Genomic DNA, 22,393 nt, shown 5'->3' with positions numbered 1-22,393 from the left:
AATGATTCAGTGTGTCCGAGGAGTTCCTTGGGCTCAATGGAAGGAAGTGTCTGCTTGCGAAAGAAAATCAAGATTCTTGTATTATCCGCAATGCTTCTCTGCTCCACAGCAGTTGCGAGTGCAGAGTCATTCCAGCTTGGCGATCAGGGAACGGATGTAGCTGAGATTCAGGGACAGCTCTCCAGCTTTGGGTACGATGTTGTTGCCGACGGTGACTTCGGACCGGCGACGGCGGAGGCGGTGAAGGATTTCCAGGCGGCGCAGGGACTTGCCGTCGATGGGATGGTTGGACCCTCGACCTATCAGGCGCTTCTTGGAAAATCCATGCCGCAGGTCAGCCGCGGTTCGAACTATATTGTGCGCCGTGTGATTTCGGACTCCATGCAGTACATCGGAGTTCCGTATTCTTTCGGTGGTACGAGCCCCGCCGGTTTCGACTGCTCGGGCTTCGTGCGCTATGTCTTTGCCAATGCGGGCATCTATCTTCCGCGTACGGCAGATGCACAGTACGATATGGGCTATCCGATCTCGTCGTCTGAGATGGTGCCCGGTGATCTCGTATTCTTCTCGACCTACGAATACGGACCATCTCATGTGGGGATCTATCTTGGCAACGGCAACTTCATCAATGCCTCGTCGAGCCGTGGTGTTGCGGTTGACAACCTGCACGGCGGCTACTGGGGAGCGTGCTTCATTGGCGCACGCCGCATTATGTGATCATACGGAATCTGGGGAGGGGCATTGCCCCTCTTTTTTCATAGGAGAATGCTATGTCTGATCTCTTTCTTTGCCTTCTTGTGTTCCTCATGCTATACTATGTATTCGGTGATGAATTGTTTCCACGATAAAACTCTTCATTAAATACAAAATCATTCCTGCCGGTTGCATTATTGTATGAATTTATGTAATATGGGGAGCGTACAGTCATGGAGGATCGATGGTATCTTGCCGCATTATTGCAGTGCCGCCATATCGGGAGCGTGCGTATGCACCGTCTGTGTGTCGCTGTTCCCGACGTGCGTGCGATCTGGTCGATGAATGCGGAGGAACTTCGGGAAACAGGTGCTCTTACGGATACGCTTGCCGAATCACTGGCGCGGCACTGTGCGATGCACCCTGATCTTCCTGCACAGATTAGGGAGGATTGTGCGCGTCTGGACATTGCGCTCATCACGATTGACGACGCAGACTATCCCGTCATTCTGCGCGAGATCTTCGACCCGCCGCTTGTTCTCTACTGTCGCGGTACACTGATTCCGGACGCACGTCGTATTGGGATGGTCGGCGCCCGTAAATTTACCGCCTATGGAGAGGCTGCGGCGATGGAGTTCGCCGAGCGGCTTGCGGCGGCAGGTGTCACCGTTGTGAGCGGCGCGGCGCGTGGCATTGATACGCGTGCCCACCGCGGCGCACTGCGCGGCGGCAGAACCGTCGCTGTTCTTGGCTGCGGGATTGATATTTCCTATCCGCCCGAGAATCGGCGTCTGCTCTCGCAGATTGTTGAGACGGGCGGCGCCGTGATCTCCGAGTATGCGCCCGGAACGCAGCCGCTTCCCGTATTTTTCCCTGCACGCAACCGCATCATCAGCGGTCTGTCCGAGGGGGTACTCGTGGTCGAGGCGGCGCAGCGCAGCGGTTCGCTCATCACGGCGGAGATGGCGCTCAGTGAGGGACGGGATGTGTACGCGATCCCCGGGAGCATCTACTCCCCGCAGAGCGGCGGCTGTCACAATCTCATCCGCGCAGGAGCACAGCTCGTGGAGGCGCCGCAGGAGATCCTTGCGGAGATGCATCTTGTTGATCCCCCGCGCCGCTCGGTGCGTGAGCAATTAACCCCGGAGGAATCCCGCATCTATCAGGTATTGTCCTTTGACCATGCGTTGAGCATGGATGAAATCATCGACAGCCTCCCCGAGGACAGGACGGCAAACATCCCGCTGCTCCTGCTTCAAATGCAGCTCAAGGGCATTGTTACAGAAAATGAAATGCACGCCTATCGGCGCGTTGAAAGGAACTGACAGATTGGCTACGCTGACATCTGCATCGAAAACATCCAAATCGAAAACGACAAAAAACACGAAAACATCGGGAAAAAAATCATCGAAAAAAATTCTGGTGATTGTAGAATCTCCGGCGAAGGCAAAGACCATCGAGCGACATCTCGGAAAAAATTACATCGTCAGAGCCTCCATGGGGCACCTGCGCGACCTGCCGAAGAGCCAGTTCGGCATTGATGTCGAAAATGAATTCTTGCCGAAATACATCAATGTCCGCGGCAAGGGGGAGCTCATTCGTGCGCTCAAAAAAGAGGCAAAAAATGCGGACAAGATCTATCTCGCAAGCGACCCCGACCGTGAGGGGGAGGCGATTGCGTGGCATCTGGCGTTTATTCTCGGGGTTGACCCCGAGAAGGACTGCCGCATTGTTTTCCATGAGATTACGAAGCCGGCGATTGAGGAGGCGGTGCGGCACCCGCGTCCGATCCGCATGGAGCAGGTGGACGCGCAGCAGGCGCGGCGTATGCTCGACCGCATCGTCGGCTACAAGCTCTCGCCGCTCCTCTGGCGCAAGGTGCGAAAGGGGCTGTCCGCCGGACGCGTACAGTCCGTGACCGTGCGCCTGATCTGTGATCGGGAGCGTGAGATCGAGGCGTTTCAATCGGAGGAATACTGGACCGTCGAGGCGAAGCTGAAAAAGGGAAAGAACTCTTTTACGGCGGATGTCACCCATGCACACGGAAAGAAGCTGTCACTGCACAGTGAGGCAGAAACAAGGACGCTGACCGACGATCTTGCGCGACAGGAGTTCAGCGTCAAGGACGTGAAGCGCAGCGAACGCCGCAAGAAAGCCGCTCCTCCGTTTACGACAAGCTCGCTTCAGCAGGATGCGGCACGCAAGCTCGGCTTTACCTCGGGACGTACGATGATGATTGCCCAGCAGCTCTACGAGGGCGTTGTCCTTGGACGGCACGGGGCGACCGGTCTCATCACCTATATGAGAACGGATTCGACACGTATCTCCAACCTTGCCATTGAGGAGGCGAGGAACTTTCTCACGGATACCTATGGAAAGGAATACATTCCGACGCGCCCCAATATCTACGTGATGGGCAAGAAGGCACAGGATGCGCATGAGGCGATCCGCCCGACGAGCATCCTGCGAACCCCCTCCGATGTAGAGCCGTATTTGAACCGGGATCAGCTGCGCCTCTATACACTCATCTGGCAGCGTTTTGCGGCGAGCCAGATGTCTGCCGCCGTTTACGATACCATTGCGGCGCAGATCGAGGCGGGAGATTATCGGCTGCGCGCACACGGGTCGAAACTCACGTTCAAGGGCTATACCGCCGTCTATGTGGGCGCGGAGATTGCAAAGAAGGAGAAGGACACACTTCTGCCGGAACTTGAGACGGGGGATGCGCTGGCACTCTCCGAACTGAAGCCCGAACAGCACTTCACTGAACCCCCGCCGCGCTATAACGATGCGTCCATCGTCAAGACATTGGAGGAGATGGGGATCGGTCGGCCGAGTACCTATGCGCCGATCATCGAGACCATCCAGAAGCGCGGCTATGTGGAACGCCGCGAAAAACAATTTCGACCGACGGAACTTGGCTTCATCGTGACGGATATGCTCGAAGAATATTTCAAGGACATTGTCGATGTGAAGTTCACGGCAAATCTTGAGGGAGAACTGGATGAAGTCGCAGACGGCACGCTTGACAAAAACGATTTGCTGCGCAAATTCTACGTGCCGTTTGACGAAACGCTCAAAAAGGCGGAAGATGTCATCGGCACGGTCGAGATTCCCGATGAAGTCACGGATATTCCCTGCGATAAATGCGGACGCATGATGGTGGTCAAGCAGGGACGTTTCGGCAAGTTTCTTGCCTGTCCCGGCTTCCCCGACTGCCGCAATGCAAAGCCGCTCCTGCGCGATACAGGTGTCGCCTGTCCCAAATGCGGCGGCAAGATCGTCGAGCGCAAGAGCCGTCGCGGGCGGGCATTCTTTGGCTGTGACCGTTATCCTGACTGTGACTATACAACGTGGGACGAACCACAGCAGGAGAAATGTAAAATTTGCGGTTCGTTTATGCAGCGGCACCGCTATCGTACGGGACGCAGCATCCTTTATTGCAGCAACGAAGCGTGCTCCTCGCGCATCGGCAGCCCCATCGAAAAGGAACTGGCTCGGCAGAAGGCACACGCACAGGCGCAAGCCGCGAAGGATGCTGACCCACCTGCCGCAGAGAAGCGTACTGCCGTAAAGAAGAAAACAACACGGCGCAAGGGGACAGGTGCATGAAGAAGATCATCGTCGTCGGTGCGGGGCTTGCCGGTTGTGAGGCTTCATGGCAGGCTGCAAATGCGGGTGCCTCGGTAGAGCTCTATGAAATGCGTCCGTTGCGGCGATCGCCCGCGCATCAAACAGACGGGTTTGCCGAACTCGTGTGCAGCAACTCCCTGCGCGGTGCGAGCCTTGAGAACGCTGTCGGTGTTCTCAAGGAGGAGATGCGGCGGCTCGGGTCACTCATCATGGAGGCGGCAGACGCGACTGCCGTTCCCGCCGGCGGTGCGCTTGCCGTGGATCGTACGCAATTTAGTGACTACATTACAGCACGCATCCGGTCGCATCCGAATATTACCGTACATCATGAGGAGATCACGGAGATCCCACAGACCGACGACAGCATTGTCATTATTGCGTCGGGACCTCTGACCGACGGTGCGCTTTCGGAGGAGATCGCACGACTGCTTGGAAATGACTCCCTCTATTTCTACGACGCTGCCGCTCCTCTGGTGAGCTTTGCAAGCATTGATATGTCCAAGGCGTATCGTGCCTCCCGCTACGGGAAGGGCGAGGCGGCATACATCAACTGCCCGATGGATGAGGCGCAGTACGAGGCATTCTACACGGCGCTCACCACAGCAGAGACGGCACAGGCGCATGACTTTGAAAAGGAGATCTTCTTTGAGGGCTGTATGCCCGTCGAAGTCATGGCATCGCGCGGCAAGGATACGCTGCTCTATGGACCGCTCAAACCCATGGGACTTGAGCATCCCGAAACAGGCGTACGCCCCCATGCCGTCGTCCAACTGCGTCAGGACAATGCAGAGGGAACCATCTACAACATTGTCGGATTCCAGACACGACTCAAATGGGGGGCGCAGCAGCGCGTCTTTCGGATGATCCCGGGACTTGAAAACGCAGCGTTTTTGCGCTATGGCGTGATGCACCGCAACAGCTTCATCAACGCACCGCGCCATCTGCGTCCGACCTTTCAGACGCAGACGAATGAGGCTTTGTTTTTTGCAGGGCAGATGACGGGCGTGGAGGGCTATGTGGAGTCCGCCGCATCCGGATTGATCGCGGGACTGAATGCCGTGCGACGCGCGGCAGACAGGGAGCCGCTTGTCTTTCCGCAGACAACGTGCCATGGTGCGCTTGCACACTATATCACATCCTGCGACCCGAATTACTTTCAGCCCATGAACATCAATTTCGGGCTGCTTCCTACACTGGAGCACATTCCGCGCCGCACACGCAAGCCGGAGAAAAAACGGATGCTTGCGGAGCGTGCGTTGACGGAACTGGAGAATTTCTGTGCAGAGCACATCAAAGGAGCATACACAGTATGACATTTCATGCAACGACCATTGTCGCGGTCAAGAAGGGAAACAAGGTCGCCATTGCGGGCGACGGACAGGTGACCTTCGGTGAGCGTGCCATTATGAAGGCGAACGCACGCAAGGTGCGCCGTCTCTATCATGGAAAGATCCTCGCGGGATTTGCCGGCTCGGTCGCGGATGCGTTCACCCTGTTTGAGAAATTTGAAGTTAAACTGGAATCCTACAGCGGGAATCTGCAGCGTGCCGCCGTAGAACTGGCAAAGGACTGGCGCACGGACAAGGTGCTGCGCAAACTGGAGGCACTGCTCCTCGTTGCGGACAAGGACGGCATTCTCATGATCTCCGGCAACGGCGAGGTCATCGAGCCGGATGGGGACTGCACTGCCATCGGTTCGGGCGGGTTCTTTGCCCTTGCCGCAGCGCGTGCCCTCACCGCACACAGCACAATGGACGCAGCTGAGATTGCGAGGGAGTCCCTCTCGATCGCAGCGGACATCTGCGTCTATACCAATCATAATATTACAGTGGAGGTACTGGAGTCATGAGTCAGATCGGGGTCAACGAACAGACACCGCGTGAGATTGTTGCAGAGTTGGACAAATACATTGTGGGACAGAACGAGGCAAAGCGCTCCGTCGCCATCGCACTCCGCAACCGCTGGCGCAGCCGTCAGCTGAACGATGAGATGCGCGAGGATGTCATTCCGAAGAACATCCTGATGATCGGTTCGACCGGTGTCGGCAAGACGGAGATTGCACGCCGTCTTGCCCGTCTGGTTCGTGCGCCGTTTCTGAAGGTGGAGGCGACGAAGTTCACAGAGGTCGGCTATGTCGGACGCGATGTCGAGTCCATCGTGCGCGATCTTGTCGAGACCTCCGTGCGCATGGTGCGTCAGCAGAAGATCGAGGACGTGCAGGAAAAGGCGCGGGAAAATGCCGAGGAACGTCTGATTGATGTCTTTGTCCCTCCGGCAAAAAAAACATCCAACCCTCTCAGCAGTATCTTTTCCTCGGACACGGAGGAGAAACAGGAGACCGAGGAGCCGCCGAAGTATCAGGCGGGACGTGAGTGGGTACGCAAGCGCCTCCACAAGGGCGAGCTGGAAAGCGATGTGATCGAGATCGAGGTGGAGGAGTCCGCGCGTCCTGCCGGCAATATGTTCGCCGGCTCGTCGCTTGAGGGGATGAGCGACAACCTCCAATCCATGATCGGCAGGCTCGTCCCCAAAAATCGCCGCAAGCGTAAGGTCACGGTCGCACAGGCGCGTAAGATCTTTACCGCCGAGGAGGCGGACAAGCTCGTCGATATGGATGCGGTCGCCGATGAGGCGGTACACGCCGCTGAGTACAGCGGCATCGTGTTCCTCGATGAGATCGACAAGGTCGCCGTCAGCAACGGGCGCAGCGCGGGGGCGGACATCTCGCGCGAGGGCGTACAGCGCGACATTCTGCCCATCGTCGAGGGCTCGACAGTGATGACAAAGTACGGCCCCGTCAAGACCGATCACATCCTATTCATTGCGGCGGGCGCATTCCATATGGCAAAGCCATCCGACCTCATTCCCGAGTTGCAAGGCCGTTTCCCGATCCGCGTGGAGCTGAAGTCGCTCGTCAAGGCGGACTTTGAGCGCATCCTTACCGAGCCGAAGAACGCACTCATCAAACAGTACCGTGCGCTGCTTGGCGTGGAGGGCGTTTCCCTGCGTTTTTCGGACGATGCCGTCAGCCGTCTTGCCGAGCTTGCCGAGACCGTCAATGAGCAGACGGAGGACATCGGTGCGCGGCGGCTCTATACCCTCCTTGAAAAACTTCTGGAAGAACTCTCATTTGAGGCGCCGGAGCTCGAAGATAAGGAGATCGTCATAGACAGTGCGTATGTGGATCACTGTCTCTCCGACATTGCGGGCAACCACGACATATCCCGCTTCATTTTGTAAATGACAAACGCCCCCGTCAAGCGCGGGGGATATTTTTTTTCCAAATACATCACTTTCATACCTGAATGCGTCACTTTCTGCAAATTCCTTGTCACTAATGGATTGACTTGTTAAAATAAAGTGCAAATAGAAGTCCATGTTTAGGAGAGAAATTCTGATGAAAACAAAGCTAATTTCCAGTCGATCCGCACTGTACTGCGCCCTGCCGCTCGCAGCTGTATTCCTCCTCCCGTCCGCCGCGCTTGCAGCGACGAATCTGCCGGCATCCGATGCCGGACAGATCGGGGAGAACGCGACGAAAGAAGCACTTGAGAACCGTCTGCCTGTGACGGAGGATGGCGCAGGGCGTGCGACGTTCCGTCTCGCACGCATCACCGTCACGCAGGACGGCACGCAGCTGAATGCGACCGAGCTGAATCAGAGGGCGGCAGGCTATACAGAGCGCACGATCTCCGAGGCGGAGCTGAACACACTCCTCACGGGGCTCACACAGTACGCACGCAGCCACGGCTATCCCGCAGCAGCCGCCTACCTCCCGCCGCAGACGAGTGCGGATGGTACGCTTGAGATCCGCATCCTCGCGGGACGCTATGGCAATATCAACATCGAGAACTCCGCCGCCATTGATGACGGACAGATTCGCCGCCTCGCCCACGCGCTCTACACGGGCGCACCCATCGAGGGACGGCGGCTCGAAAAGGCACTCTATAACATCGCCGCCCTCAGCGGCGTAGAGGCGGCGGGACTGCTCTCGCCGGGCGCGGCGTTCGGCACGAGCGACCTCACCATCCGCGTGAAGGACGGGCGGCGGCAGAGCTTCGTCCTCTACAGCGAGAACTACGGGGGGAGGACCTCGGGACGCTACCGCTACGGCGCACAGGTTGGACTCTCGAACCTCACGAAGAGTGGCGACCGTCTGAGCCTCGGCGCAATGATCTCGAACGAGGATCTGAGGAACTACAGCCTCACCTATACCCGCCCCGTCGGCGTGGACGGCACCGTGCTCGGATTCGGTGTCAGCCGCATGAACTACGAGCTTGCGGGTGCATTTCGCCGCCTCGGTGCGACGGGACAAGCCGACACCATCAGTTTCTTCGGTACAACACCGCTCCTGCGCACGAGCAGGGACAGCCTGAGCCTCACCTACGGATGGGACTGGCGCAGGCTTGAGGATGAATACAAGAATGTCGGCATGACCCTCGAAAAGCACAGCAACACCGCCCGTCTCGGCGTGCGCGGCGAGACGAACCGCACGCGCACACATCTCACCTATGACCTCACGGCATACCACGGGACGATTGCGGCAGACTCGCGAATGGCGGCATTGCAGATGCGGCGCGCCGGCACGGAGGGCAGCTTCACCAAGGGCGTGCTGAATCTCGGCGTGCGGCAGGAACTTGGGGCTCGGTGGCATCTGAACGTGAGGACGCAGATGCAGGCGGCGGGGGACAACCTCGACAGCTCCGAGGAGATCTACCTCGGCGGGGCGAACGGCGTGCGCGCCTACCCGCAGGGCGAGGGATCGGGCGACAGCGGCTATCTCACGAGTGCGGAGCTCGTCTATCGGACGGGCATCCCGCACCTCGAACTCAGCACCTACTACGATACGGGTCATGTGCAGTATGCGCATGACGGCGTGGACGGCGGCACGACGCTAAAGGGATGGGGCATCGGCATCAGCTACAGCCGCCCCGGCAGCTGCTTCCTGCGGCTCGACTGGGCGCGGCGCATCGGACTTGCGCGGAATGCGGGCGAGGAGGCACAGGCAAAGAACCGCCTCTGGTTTATGGTCGGTAAAGTGTGGTAATGAATCGTAGAGAAAGGATAAAGGAAATGAAAACAACATCGAACGCACATCTGCGCCGCACCATCCTCTGTGCCCTCGTTGCGGGCGTGATTGCCGCCCCCTTTGCCGCACCGCACGCGTACGCGCTCCCCATCGAGGGCGCGAACGAAGCGACGAACAAGACCGAGGCGAATATCTCCACGAACGGCACGGTCATGGACATCGCGGGCAATACCGATCACAATATCCTCCGCTGGGAGGACTTCTCCATCGAGCAGAACGAGAAGGTGCGCTTTGACAGAGGAGCGCAGACGCGCGACTATCTGAACCTCGTCACGGGCGAGGGCGCGTCGAACATCTACGGCACGATCGAGGGCGGCAGGAACGTCTACCTCGTCAACCCGCACGGCATCCTCTTCGCGAAGGGATCGCAGGTCAATACGGGCGCACTCTACCTCTCGACGGCGAATCCCGCTGATATTGCCACAGCGACGAACACATTCAAGGCAAACGGCACAAGCCCGCTCTCCGCCACCGCACAGATGGGCGACGTGCTGAACCTCGGCACGGTAAAGACGGCGAAACTCTACATCGAGGGCAAGAACGTCAAAGTCATCAACACGGATGATGTGAAGAACATGGCGGGCACTGCGGCGCTCACGGGCAGTGCAGTCACCATCCGCAGCGAAGAAACGCCGCACATCGGCTACGATGTCGGCAATAAAATCACGAGGAACTTCAAGGTGAACGGCACAGATACGCCGCACGAGGTCTCCAACTATGCGAGCACGAATGCCGCGCATCATGCCGCATCTGCAAAATCGCGCGGATGGGTGGTAACGAACCTCAGTGGCACGGCGCATACGGACTATGACTATATGCGCGTGCATGACGTCTACGATCTCCAGAATATGAATGCGAAGGTGGATGGCAGATATATGCTCGCGAATGACATCGCGGCGAACGAGACAAAGGACTGGGAGCGGGGCTTTCAGCCGATTGGCAGTTCTGATAATAGCATAGGGACCTTTAAGGGACGATTTGACGGCGTAGGGCACACGATCACGGGGCTGACCATTAAGTCACCGACCGATAGTTTCGGGGAGTATTCTCGCGGGATGTTTGCAGAAATCGAGTCCGCGCACATCGAGAATGTCTCCCTGAAGGGTGCCTCCGTGTCGGGAGCGGCAAGCGTCGGCGGCATTGTGGGAAGTGCAAGATGGTCTACCATACGGAACGTCTCCTTCAGCGGTAAGGTTCATGGAGACGATACCGCGGTCGGCGGCATTGTGGGAGAGCTAGATCAATATACCCTTGAGAACGCCTACCATGAGGGCACAGTCGAAGGGAACAAGGCTGTCGGCGGCATTGTGGGATATATGATTGGCAACTCCACCGTTCAGAACGTCCGGAATGCGGGCAAGGTCTTAGGAAATGAGATGCTCGGCGGCATTGCGGGATCGGTAGAGGCAAACAGCCGCGTTCAGAACGCCGTGCAGACGGGAGATGTGGAGCAACGAGCGGGACAGACGGATTCGCAAGTCGGTGGTGTTGTGGGACTTTTGAGCGGTGCCACGGTCAGCCATGCCGTATGGAAGGAGGGCAGTGTAACGGATGGGAACGACGCTCTGATCCGGAAGGACGTCGGCAAAAAGCAGGGAAATTTTACAGTGACCGATGTCAAAGAGCACAGTCTGGACGATATGAAGAAGGCGGCGACATACGCGGAATGGGGCAGCGACGTTGCCACCGAGGGCGGCAAGAGGACGCCGTGGCGCATCTACGACGGCAAGACCATGCCGCTGCTCACGGCATTCCTTCGGACGAAGCACCTTGCAAACCGTGAGAGTGTCTACGACGGCACGGCGCCGACGATTGCGGGTCTCGCGCCCGGTATCAGTTGGACGGCAGGGAAGGATGCCGGCACATATCATGCCTACAGCGAGCAGTATGACATCACCGGCGGCGCGTACACGATCAAGCCGAAGGAGCTGACGCTCGACTTTAAGAGCGGCACGCGCTTTGACAAGACCTACGACGGGAGCGATACCGTCACGCAGTGGCTCACGAAGTGGCGGCACTATCGTCTCACGGGCTTTGTCAGCAGCGAGGACGAAGATAATATCGAACTGGCGGGTGGCGTCACGGGCAAGTATGCGGACAAGAACGCCGGCAAGGATAAGGAAGTGACGTTCCAAAATCTCGCGCTCACGGGCACGGGCGCGGGCAACTATACCGTCAAGGAGGCACGGGGTGTGGGGACAATCTATCCGAAAGAGCTGGATCTCACACTCACGAGCAGCGCACGCTTTGACAAGACCTATGACGGCAATGCAAACGTGACGCAGTCGCTCGCGAAGGGGACGCACTATACCCTCGATGGCTTTGTCGGCACGGAGGGCACGGGCATCGCACTCGCTCCCTCCACAGGCACATACAGCGACAAGAATGCCGCCGCAGACAAAACCGTCACGTTTAACGGGCTGACGCTCACGGGGGCGGGCGCGGGCAACTACACGCTGAACAAGACCACGCTCACGGGCATCGGCACGATCATGCGGCGTGCGCTGACCCTCGGCGCAGTCGCGGGGCAGACAAAGACCTACGACGGAAATACATTGGCAGATGCGTCGAAGTTCCATGCGGGGCTGAATAATGTCGTTTCGGGTGACAATGTAACGGCGACCGCCACGGGTGCGGCGTACAACGACAAGAACGTCGCCGGGGCAAGCAGGATCGACTACACGGGTGTCGGTCTCGCGGGTTCGGATGCCGGGAACTACACGCTTGCCGCCACCACGGCGCAGGGCGCGGGCACGATCTCGCGGCGCACGCTGACCGTTGGCACAGTCGCGGCGCAGAGTAAGACCTACGACGGCAATATCTCCGCAGACACGTCGAAGTTCCATGCGACGCTCGGCAATCTCGTCGCGGGCGAGGAGAACCTTGTCACAGCGACCGCTGCGGGCGCGACCTACAACGACAAGAATGTCGCAGGGGCGAACAAGGTCACCTACACGGGTGTTCAGCTCACAGGCACGGGCGCGGGGAACTATAGCATCGCGAACACCGCGCAGGGTGCGGGCACAATCACGCGGCGTGCGCTGACCGTTGATACCGTCGCGGCGCAGACAAAGACCTATGACGGCACAACCGCCGCAGACGCAGCGCAGTTCCATGCGACACTCGGAAATGTCGTCGCGGGCGAGGAAAGCAGTATAGCGGCGACCGCCATGGGCGCGGCGTACAACGACAAGAACGTTGCTGCGGCAACCACGGTCAACTACACAGGGCTTGCGCTCAGAGGTACGGGCGCGGGGAACTACAGTATCGCGAGTACCGCGCAGGGTGCAGGTACAATCACGCCCCGTGCGCTGACCCTTGGCGAAGTCACAGCGCAGACAAAGACCTACGACGGCACGAGAGCCGCCGACGCATCGAAGTTCCGCGCGGCGCTCGGCAATACCATCGCGGGGGATAATGTCACAGCCGCCGCCACAGGTGCGACGTATAACGACAAAAACGTCGCTGCGGCGAACCGCATTGACTACACGGGTGTCGCCCTCGCGGGTGCGGATGCGGGCAACTACAGCCTCGCCGCGACGACGGCGCAGGGTACAGGTACGATTGCAAAGCGCACGCTGACCGTTGGCGCGGTCACGGCGCAGACAAAGACCTACGACGGTACAACCGCCGCAGACGCAGCAGCGTTCCGCGCAACACTCGGAAACGTTGTCGCGGGCGAGGAAAACCTCGTAGCGGCGACCGCTGCGGGCGCAGCATACAACGATAAGAACGTTGCCAAGGCAAGCAAGGTCAACTATACGGGCGTTGCGCTTACGGGTGCGGGCGCGGGGAACTACAGCATCGCGAATACCGCGCAGGGCGCGGGCACGATCACGCGGCGTGCGCTGACCCTCGGCGCAGTTGCGGCGCAGAGTAAGACCTACGACGGCACAACTGCCGCAGATGCGTCGAAGTTCCATGCGGCACTGAATAATGTCGTTGCGGGCGAGGAGAACCTTGTGACAGCAACCGCCACGGGCGCGGCGTACAACAGCAAGGATGTCGCGACGGCAAATGCGGTGGGCTACACGGGTGTCGCACTCACAGGCGCGGCTGCAGACAACTACAGCCTCGCCGCGACCGCCGCGCAGGGCGCGGGCAATATCACACATCGCGACCTCACGCTGACCGCCGACGCGCAGAGCCTTGTGCAGGGCGAGCCGCTGCCCGCCTTTACGGGACGTGCGGACGGCTTTGCGGACGGTGAGGACGAGCGCGTATTCGGTTCGGACGGCATTGCATTTGGCAGTACGATTACGAATACCGACACGCTAGGCACCTACGACATCACAGGACGCATCGGCAGCGTGAGCGACGGTGTCCTCGGCAACTACCGCATCCGACAGGCGGCGGGCAACGCGACGGCTTGCACTGTCAATGCCATGCCGACCGCAAACGGCATCCTTGCCGCACTCGTGCAGGACGCGACGCCGCGCTTCGACATGGGGGTCGGCGACACCGTCTACCTCTATGGCTCGCCGCGCCCCGTCTCCGCCGCAGCACTCGGCATCTATCGTTTTCACATGGCATCCGATTTCAGCATCGAGGGGCTGCGTCTCGACTGAGGAATTGCCGATCCAACAGACATCTGTCCTGTCGAGGAAACAAATCGGAGGATAACTAGGGAAGCACTGATAAATTCAGCACCGCCGTCTTAGCACATCTTTTTCGCCCTGTCTATGTCGACAAATCCTCCACATAGTCTATGCTATGCGTCCGGTTTGTCTCCTTGACAGGACAAAAAATCTGCACCAATCCGACGGACTTCATTTTATCAGCGATTCCCTAGGGAATCGCTATGATCAGCGATTTCCTAAAAAACGGGATCGCCGCACAAAACTTTCGTGCGGCAGTCCCGTTTTCTTGTGCAAACAGCGAAAAAGAAATTCCCAAACGTTTTTGTTGCTTAAGTTTCTTTTTTGTGCGATAATTCATTATGAAAGAATATGCGTATGAGAGGGGAATGTGAGGATGGACGGTCAGGGCGGTCTCTTTGAGCGTGCGGTCTATCAGCCGCTCGCCGAGCGCGTTCGTCCGCAGTCGCTTGAGGAGTTTGTCGGGCAGCAGCATCTTCTTGGTACAGGGAAGATACTGCGCCGCCTCATCGAGAGCGATCACATCACCTCCATGATCTTTTGGGGACCGCCCGGGGTCGGGAAGACAACGCTCGCTCAGATCATTGCGGCACGCACACAGGCGAAATTCATCAATTTCTCGGCGGTGACAAGCGGCATTAAGGATATTCGCGCGGTTATGCAGGAGGCGGATCGCCGCCGCATATACGGAGAGCGCATCATCGTCTTTGTGGATGAGATTCATCGCTTCAACAAGGCGCAGCAGGATGCTTTTCTGCCCTTTGTCGAACGCGGGAGCATTGTGCTGATCGGAGCGACGACGGAGAATCCCTCGTTTGAGATCAACAGCGCACTCCTGTCACGCTGCCGTGTCTTTGTCCTGCAGGGGCTTACGACAGAGGACATCAAGCGGCTGCTCCAATATGCGATCTCATCGGAGCGTGGGCTCGGCTCGATGAAGATTCATCTCTCCGAGGAAGGCATGACGGCAGTCGCCGCATTTGCAAACGGTGACGCACGCAGCGCCCTCTCCACGCTCGAAATGCTCGTTCTGAATGCGGATGAGCGCGGCGGCGAGATCTATGTGACGGAGGAAAATCTCGCCCAATGTATTTCGCGGAAATCCCTTCTTTACGATAAGAGCGGTGAGGAGCACTATAACCTCATCTCGGCACTGCACAAGTCGATGCGCAACTCGGATCCCGATGCGGCGGTCTACTGGCTCGCACGTATGCTTGAGGCGGGGGAGGATCCTCTCTATGTGGCTCGACGTGTGACGCGCTTTGCGGCGGAGGATGTGGGGCTTGCCGATCCGAGGGCGCTTCAGATTGCTGTTGCGGCATATCAGGCGTGCCACTACATCGGGTTCCCCGAGTGCAATGTCCATCTGACTGAGGCGGTGATCTACCTGTCCCTCGCGCCAAAGTCCAATGCGATGGAGACGGCATACCTCGCTGCTGCTGCAGATGCGCGGAATATGTTAGCCGAACCCGTTCCGCTCGTGATCCGAAATGCGCCGACGAGGCTCATGAAGGATCTGGATTATGGCAAGGGCTACCAATATGCACACGATACGGAGGAGCGTATTACGAATATGCAGTGTCTGCCGGATTCGCTCGTTGGGAAAACGTACTATCAACCGACGGAGCAGGGAATGGAAGGACGGTTTCGCGAACGTCTGGATTGGATTAAGATGTGGCGAAAAAGTCATCCGCCAAAATAAATTTAAATAAATAACTAAAAATAACTAAAAATGCACAATAAATAATAATAAATAGTGCTGTTTCGGATGATTGGATCTGTTGTTGAGAGAAAGGAAGGAACTTTGGCGTTGGATGGGAAACTGAAATTATATGGGTTTAACAACCTCACCAAGGCGTTGAGCTTTAATATCTACGATATTTGCTATGCGAAATCTGCGCGTGAGCAGCGGGATTATATTAAATATATTGACGAACAATACAATTCCGATCGCCTTACGAAGATTCTCTCGCAGGTTACGGATATGATCGGCGCACGGATTCTCAACATTGCCAAACAGGACTATGAGCCGCAGGGAGCAAGTGTTACCATGCTGATTGCGGAGGAGGCGGCGGTGGTCTCCGGCAGCAAGAAGCCGATCAATGCAAAATCTCCCATGCCGGAGACCATTCTCGCACACCTCGATAAAAGTCATGTGACGGTACACACATACCCCGAGTATCATCCCGACACGAGCATCGCGACCTTTCGCGTGGATATTGATGTGGCGACCTGCGGGGAGATCACGCCGCTGCAGACGCTCGACTATCTCATCAGTCAGTTTGATTCGGATATTATCACGATGGATTACCGCGTGCGCGGTTTTACGCGCGACTTGCAGGGTCGCAAGCTGTTCGTGGACAGCAAGATGACCTCCATTCAGGAGTTTATCAAGCAGGAGACGCTGGATGAATACGATGCGGTGGACATCAATCTCTATCAGGCGAGCCTCTATCACACGCGTATGCTGATTAAGGAGCCGCAGCTCCAAAACTATCTCTTTAATACCGATGTCGATGAGATTCCGCCAAAGACACGCCTCCTCATCAGTACGAGTTTGCGCCGTGAGATGATTGAGATCTTCAGCGGCAGAAATGTGTATTGACGCCCTGTGTAACCGTATGTCGAGGGGGGTGGTTTTATGCCCATGTTCCGGAAATCGCTTCTTGTCCTCCTCGTGCTGGTGATTGCCGTGCTTGGCGGCACGATGTACGGCTACTACACGGAACAACGGACATTGTCGCTCCCTCCGGCAGTCAACGAAAGTGCCGAGGTGAAGCGATCCGTCACCGTTTATGTCTGCGGTGAGGTCAAAAAGCCCGGGCTCGTTACACTGACTGAGGGGCAGCGCGTTGCGGATGCGGTGAATGCCGCAGGCGGTGTGATTGAGACGGCGGACATTGACCGCATCAATATGGCGGCATTTTTGGAGGATGGGATGCAGGTTCGCGTGCCCGAGCGCGTGGGCGGGTTCTCCGATGGTGTCCAATCTGCCGTTTCCGGAAAAAATGCAGAGGGAAAGATCAATCTCAATACAGCGGGAGAGAAGGAGCTGCAGGAGCTGCCCGGGATCGGTCCCGCCATGTCCGCGCGCATCATTGAGTATCGTGAGACGAACGGTGCATTTCAATCCATCGAGGATGTGAAAAAGGTGCGCGGGATCGGCAATGCCAAATTTGAAAAGATGAAAGACAAGGTGACCATATGAAGATGGGGCAGTATCCGCTCTCATTTCTCAGCGGTCTCTTGGTAATGTTTTGTTTTGGAATTTTTTGCAGTGCATGGCTGCATATCTCATTTGCGACGTATGCGCCGCCTCTCATCTGTCTGCTCTTGGCGGCAGCCCTTACATCGGCAATCCTCGCTCTGAAGTCGAGTGAACGAACATGGATTGCCTTTGTGGGGCTTTTTTTCATCTTGGGACTTGTTCGCTTTGCCGCTGCCTATGAGCTCCCCGTGCACGATATTTCTCATATGGCAGGGGAACGTGTACGCGTTGCAGGCACGATTGTCGATGCGCCTGTGATCCGTACGGATGCGGATCATGTGCAGCATATTCGCTATACGGTGGAAGTCCGTCGGATCATGAGGGGGGATGATGGATATGCTGCCGGCGGAAAAATTCACATCCATACGCGCTGCGCAGAGGGCGAAGTTCCGACGCACGTGGAAATCGGCGATGAAATCACAGCCGAGGGAACGGTTCGCCGCCCACATTCCTATCAGAATCCCGGACAGCTTGATACGGTCTTTTTGCTGCGCTGTGATGGAATCACGGCACGACTCTTTGCGGACGACAGCGGAATAGAAATTACTTCCAATGGGAATCCGTCCTATGCACAGTCCTTTCGTCGTTGGGCGGCACGCGTGCGCACGCACTATATCGAGCGCATGACGCAGGTCATGCCGCGCGCAGATGCCTCTGCCATTTTTGCCATGCTGTTTGGCGGGTATGACGGCATCCGTCCGGAACTGCTTGAGGCGTTTACCGTCACGGGGATTGTGCACATTCTCTCGGTCTCCGGCTCTCACATCAGCCTTCTTGCCGCCGTTATTGCGTGGCTTGCCTTATTTTTCCGGCTGCCGCGCATACTGTCCGCAGCGGCGGTCATCATGGCGATCATCGTCTATGTGATTTTGGCGGGCATGGTTCCGCCTGCCGTACGCTCCGGCATCATGGGGGCGGTCGCCTTTCTCGGGCTTGTGCTCGGGCGGGAGCGCGATGCACGATATATGCTCGTGCTCACGGGGCTTCTCATGTTGATGGTCTCACCGCTGCTGTTCTTTCATATCAGTTTTCAGTTATCCTTTTTGGCGACGATGGGACTGCTCTTTCTCGCTCCTGTCCTTCGCGCGTACATGAAGTTTCTGCCACGTATCCTCGCAGAAAGTCTTTCGATCACGATCGGAGCGCAGCTGGCGACATTGCCGATCCTCGCATGGTATTTTAATCAGATTTCGTTGGCAGCGCTTCTTGCCAACCTCCTTGTCGTTCCTCTTGTTGATATTATTATCATCCTTGGACTTGGCGGCGGTATCGCTGCTTTTTTCATGCCGTTTCTCGGTAAAATCGTCTTTGGGTTTGACAGCATTCTGCTCGGCATTACGTTTGAACTGACACGGGCGATGGCTGCATTGCCCTTTGCACAGGTGGAACTTCCATCCATGGGAATATGTGCGGGGCTTTTCTATTATCTGTTCGTTCTGGCTCCTGTTTTTTCGGGAGAATACAGGAGATTTATTTGTCGTTTTTATAAAATTATTGTTATTGTTCTTTCTTTATCCATCCTTTCTGTATTTTCTTGGAACATGGTACGCCCCGATGAGATGGCCGTTCATTTTATTGATGTCGGTCAGGGGGATGCTGCCCTCGTCGTGACGCCGCACGGTCATGCCATGTTCTTTGATACGGGCGGTACGCGGGATGGAGCGTTCGATGTTGGTGCACGCGTCGATGTGCCATATCTTCGCCATTACGGGATTCATGCGGTCGATTATATCTTTCTCTCACACGCGCATGAGGATCATGCCGCGGGGGCAGGCGGTATTTTACCGCGCATGAAGGTCAAGCACGTTTATACTGCTGATGAGGGGGTGGCAGCATATGCTCGAAGTATGCGGATCGGCGACGGGAATCCGCTGCTGATGAAACTGGGCAGGGCGGAGGAAGGGCTGTCGATGACGGTGGACGGCGTGACGGTCGATGTCCTCTATGCACCCGCCTATGGGAGTGTGGAGCACACGACGGGGAACGAGGTGTCGAATGTCTATCGTGTCCGCTACGGGAATGCGAGTTTTCTCTTTACGGGGGATCTCGTCAAGGAGCATGAGGAGAAGATGATTGCACGGGGGACAGATCTTCATGCAACTGTGCTCAAAATTCCGCATCACGGGTCGGATACGTCCAGCTGTGAGGCGTTCGTTCACGCGGTAAACCCGCTCTATGCCGTTTGCTGTGTGGGGGCGGACAACACCTTTGGACATCCGCGTCCGGTCGTTGTGCAACGGTATGAAGATGTGGGGGCACGAACACTGCGTACCGATCGGGACGGTGCCATTGTCTTTCGGACGGATGGCGAGCATCTTTCGGTCCGTACCTTTGCTGAGGGGAAAATTTTGCGTGACTGATTGCGCTGTTCTTTTCTTTCTATTATAATGGTAACAATCAATGTATATGAAACGAGGATATGATGGATATTCGCGGTGTGGTATTTGATGTCGATGACACGCTCTATGATATGGCACAGCCTTTTTTCGGAGCATATCAACGCCTCTATGGGGCGCGGTACGAACTGCCTGTGCAGTCCCTTTTTCTCGCTTTTCGCCGCCACAGCGACGAATGCTTTGCGGACGCGCAGACGGGCAGAATGAGCATGGAGGAGCTCTATATCTATCGCGTACGGATGACCCTGCGCGACTATGGGATAGCGGTGACGGACGCGGAGGCGCTTGCATTCCAGCGCACCTATATGGAGTTGCAGTATCAGATTCGGCTGTCACCCGTGATGACTGCTCTTTTGGATGATCTGCGGAAAGTGGTCCGCCTCGGTGTCATTACGAACGGGGAATCCCGCCATCAGAGAAACAAGCTGCGTTCTCTCGATGTATCTCGGTGGATCCCGAAGGATCAGATCATCGTCTCCGGCGATTATCCCTTTCGCAAGCCGGATGTGCGCATCTTTCGTGAGATGGAGAACCGTCTGGATCGCACGCCCGAGAATCTGCTCTATGTCGGGGATGCCTTTGATCTGGATATTGAGGGGGCGCACGCAGCGGGCTGGCACTCGATTTGGTTCAATCACCGCAGGCGGTGCATTCCAACGGGGGCGGAGATTCGTCCCAATGCAGAGGTTCATTCGGAGGAAGAACTGTGTGCGGTGCTGCGTGACTATCTCGCAAAATAAATGCTTGCTTTTTATGAGAAAACTTGGTAAAATACATATCGTTGTCGGGATGTGGCACAGTTTGGTAGCGCGCATCGTTCGGGACGATGAGGCCGCAGGTTCGAATCCTGTCATCCCGACCATTTATTTAATGCATAAAGACCAGCCAATGGGCGGGTCTTTTTCTGTTTATGAAGGAATGTGAGGAAGGTATGACATCTGAGGAAAAATTCTGTGCAGAGGATTTGATTTCATTTATTGATCGGACGACTTCACCGTATCATGTGGTGGAGCAGAGCACAAACCTCCTGCGTGCGCTTCCCATGAATGAAAACGCCGCACTCTCCGCAGGGCAGGTTTATTCATTCCCGCTCTACAACACGGGGATAATTTTTGTTGCGCTAGGGGAAAATGCGGCAAAAGGTCCCCTGCGTATCGTATGTGCTCATACGGATTTTCCGTGTCTGCACGTCAAGCCGAATCCCGTGCTCAAGGAGCATGGCTATGGGAAGCTGAATGTCGAAGTATACGGTGGAATGATTCGGAACACATGGATGGATCGCCCCTTGTCCCTTGCGGGAGCGGTCGCCCTGCGCGGTGCGGATCCCTTTGCGCCGATATTGCGGCTTGTGGATTTTCGCCGTCCGCTGATGATTGTGCCGAATCTTGCGATTCATATGAACCGCAAGGTGAATGAGGGCGTTGAGCTGAAGCCGCAAAAGGATCTTTTGCCATTATTCTTCCAAAACGGCGATGGCGATGAGGATGATGCGAAGAAACTGCTTGTCCTGCTCGCGGAGGAGCTCGGTGTTTCGGCGGATGATATTCTGTCCTACGATCTGAACGCCTATCCCTATGAGCACGGCTGTCTTTTGGGATGCGACGATGCTTTTCTCTCCGCGCCGCGCCTTGACAATCTCTCGTCAGTCAAGGCGTGCGTTGACGCCATCGGTGATTGGAACGGGGACGGCATTCGGGTCGCGGCACTCTTTGACAATGAGGAGGTGGGAAGCCGCACGAAGCAGGGCGCAGGCGGGGCGGCACTCGCCATCCTGTTGGAGCGTGTCTGCTACAAGCTGGGGCTTGATCGAGAGGAATATCTCAAAAAAGTTATGGAAGGGTTCTGTCTTTCCGTGGATGTCGCCCATGCCCTGCACCCGAATGCGCCCGAAAAGGCGGATCCGACGAATCAGCCTTTTCTGAATGGTGGAACTGTCCTCAAGGTCGCCGCGAATCAGTCCTATGCCGGCGATCCCGAGGCGTTTGCTGTGATTGCGGGACTTTGCGCGCGCGAACATATTCCGTATCAGATTTTTACAAATCACTCGGATGCCACGGGCGGCGCGACACTCGGCTCGATCCTTTCCACGCAGGTTCCGATGCGGACGATGGACATCGGCGCACCAATTCTCGGAATGCATTCGGCACGTGAGATGATGGGAGCACGGGATCCGTTTGCGCTCATGCGTCTGCTTACGTCTTTTTTCTCTGCGTGAGAAAGACATCCGTGCAGAAGCGTGCTATAATAGGGCTCATTGGAAGGAAGGGATCTCTTGCGCGCTGTAGTTACACGAGTGAAGGAAGCGTCCGTGGAAATCGAAGGACGGATGTGCGGTCAGATCGGCACGGGGTATCTGATCCTGCTCGGTATTGCACCGGAGGATACGGAGGCAGATGCCGCACATCTTGCGGAGAAAATCGTCCATCTGCGTGTGTTTTCCGATGAAAACGGGAAGATGAACCGTGCGCTTGCGGAGGTGGGCGGCGCGGTGCTTGTGATCTCGCAGTTCACCCTGTTTGCCGATCTCAAAAAGCGTCGCCCGGGATTCTCCAAGGCGGCAAAGCCGGTTCATGCAATCCCGCTCTATGAGGCGTTTATAGCGGAACTTACGGATCGCGGTGTCCATGTCGAATGTGGGGAGTTCGGTGCGGATATGCAGGTATCTTCCGTCAACGATGGCCCCGTGACACTGATCTTTGATACGAACGAGGTATGA

General features: G+C 56.8%; 15 protein-coding genes, 1 tRNA gene and 1 pseudogene. 16 read left to right on the top strand and 1 reads right to left on the bottom strand.

Going from position 1 to position 22,393, the window contains the following annotated elements; all coding sequences use genetic code 11:
* The first annotated feature begins 54 nt into the window (after positions 1–54).
* The 8 genes from QU667_RS06550 to QU667_RS06515 all read left to right on the top strand — a co-directional run bounded on the left by QU667_RS06550 (position 55) and on the right by QU667_RS06515 (position 13,983).
* The gene (locus tag QU667_RS06550) at positions 55–717 is read left to right on the top strand and encodes a C40 family peptidase (RefSeq protein ID WP_304986419.1); all 663 of its coding nucleotides are present in this window, start codon (positions 55–57) and stop codon (positions 715–717) included.
* Positions 718–926: 209 nt separating this feature from the next.
* Complete coding sequence (dprA, locus tag QU667_RS06545; protein ID WP_304986418.1) at positions 927–2,018, top strand: DNA-processing protein DprA; 1,092 nt, start codon at positions 927–929, stop codon at positions 2,016–2,018.
* On the top strand, positions 1,981–4,305 hold the full coding sequence (gene topA, locus QU667_RS06540; protein ID WP_304986417.1) for a type I DNA topoisomerase: 2,325 nt from the start codon (positions 1,981–1,983) through the stop codon (positions 4,303–4,305). The genes dprA and topA overlap by 38 nt, the downstream gene beginning before the upstream one ends.
* Entirely contained in the window at positions 4,302–5,639 is a 1,338-nt protein-coding gene (gene trmFO, locus QU667_RS06535; RefSeq protein WP_304986416.1) for a methylenetetrahydrofolate--tRNA-(uracil(54)-C(5))-methyltransferase (FADH(2)-oxidizing) TrmFO, read from the top strand. Before topA ends, trmFO begins: the two co-directional genes overlap by 4 nt.
* Positions 5,636–6,175 (top strand): ATP-dependent protease subunit HslV, encoded by a 540-nt coding sequence (hslV, locus tag QU667_RS06530; protein WP_304986415.1) that lies wholly within the window; start codon positions 5,636–5,638, stop codon positions 6,173–6,175. The genes trmFO and hslV overlap by 4 nt, the downstream gene beginning before the upstream one ends.
* Positions 6,172–7,566 carry an ATP-dependent protease ATPase subunit HslU gene (gene hslU, locus QU667_RS06525; protein ID WP_304986414.1) on the top strand — a complete coding sequence of 465 codons (1,395 nt, stop codon included), beginning with the start codon at positions 6,172–6,174 and terminating at the stop codon, positions 7,564–7,566. Before hslV ends, hslU begins: the two co-directional genes overlap by 4 nt.
* 157 nt (positions 7,567–7,723) lie before the next feature.
* A complete protein-coding gene (locus QU667_RS06520) occupies positions 7,724–9,373 on the top strand; it encodes a ShlB/FhaC/HecB family hemolysin secretion/activation protein (RefSeq protein ID WP_304986413.1) in 1,650 nt (549 codons plus the stop codon).
* A 26-nt stretch (positions 9,374–9,399) separates the two neighbouring features.
* Positions 9,400–13,983, top strand: a complete 4,584-nt coding sequence (locus QU667_RS06515; protein ID WP_304986412.1) for a YDG domain-containing protein — start codon at positions 9,400–9,402, stop codon at positions 13,981–13,983.
* Positions 13,984–14,098: 115 nt separating this feature from the next.
* On the opposite strand, the pseudogene QU667_RS06510 reads toward QU667_RS06515, so the two are convergent.
* Positions 14,099–14,188, bottom strand: a pseudogene (locus QU667_RS06510) (secretion protein HlyD); the annotation flags it as partial.
* Between the two features lie 201 nt (positions 14,189–14,389).
* Here QU667_RS06510 and QU667_RS06505 point away from each other — a divergent pair.
* The 8 genes from QU667_RS06505 to dtd all read left to right on the top strand — a co-directional run bounded on the left by QU667_RS06505 (position 14,390) and on the right by dtd (position 22,393).
* Positions 14,390–15,715 (top strand): replication-associated recombination protein A, encoded by a 1,326-nt coding sequence (locus tag QU667_RS06505; RefSeq protein ID WP_304986411.1) that lies wholly within the window; start codon positions 14,390–14,392, stop codon positions 15,713–15,715.
* Positions 15,716–15,823: 108 nt separating this feature from the next.
* Positions 15,824–16,618 carry an adenosylmethionine decarboxylase gene (gene speD, locus QU667_RS06500; protein WP_304986410.1) on the top strand — a complete coding sequence of 265 codons (795 nt, stop codon included), beginning with the start codon at positions 15,824–15,826 and terminating at the stop codon, positions 16,616–16,618.
* 36 nt (positions 16,619–16,654) lie between these two features.
* Positions 16,655–17,221, top strand: a complete 567-nt coding sequence (locus QU667_RS06495) for a helix-hairpin-helix domain-containing protein (protein WP_304986409.1) — start codon at positions 16,655–16,657, stop codon at positions 17,219–17,221.
* Positions 17,218–19,641 (top strand): DNA internalization-related competence protein ComEC/Rec2, encoded by a 2,424-nt coding sequence (locus QU667_RS06490; protein WP_304986408.1) that lies wholly within the window; start codon positions 17,218–17,220, stop codon positions 19,639–19,641. Before QU667_RS06495 ends, QU667_RS06490 begins: the two co-directional genes overlap by 4 nt.
* 62 nt (positions 19,642–19,703) lie before the next feature.
* The gene (locus QU667_RS06485; RefSeq protein WP_304988425.1) at positions 19,704–20,417 is read left to right on the top strand and encodes an HAD family hydrolase; all 714 of its coding nucleotides are present in this window, start codon (positions 19,704–19,706) and stop codon (positions 20,415–20,417) included.
* Between the two features lie 45 nt (positions 20,418–20,462).
* Positions 20,463–20,539: transfer RNA gene (locus tag QU667_RS06480), tRNA-Pro, on the top strand.
* A 69-nt stretch (positions 20,540–20,608) separates the two neighbouring features.
* Positions 20,609–21,892 carry a M18 family aminopeptidase gene (locus QU667_RS06475; RefSeq protein WP_304986407.1) on the top strand — a complete coding sequence of 428 codons (1,284 nt, stop codon included), beginning with the start codon at positions 20,609–20,611 and terminating at the stop codon, positions 21,890–21,892.
* A gap of 57 nt (positions 21,893–21,949) precedes the next feature.
* Positions 21,950–22,393 (top strand): D-aminoacyl-tRNA deacylase, encoded by a 444-nt coding sequence (gene dtd / locus QU667_RS06470; protein ID WP_304986406.1) that lies wholly within the window; start codon positions 21,950–21,952, stop codon positions 22,391–22,393.

The sequence above is a fragment of the Selenomonas dianae genome (assembly GCF_030644225.1).
GTDB classification, from domain to species: Bacteria; Bacillota; Negativicutes; order Selenomonadales; family Selenomonadaceae; genus Centipeda; species Centipeda dianae.
This window is presented reverse-complemented; position numbering and strand designations above follow the sequence as displayed.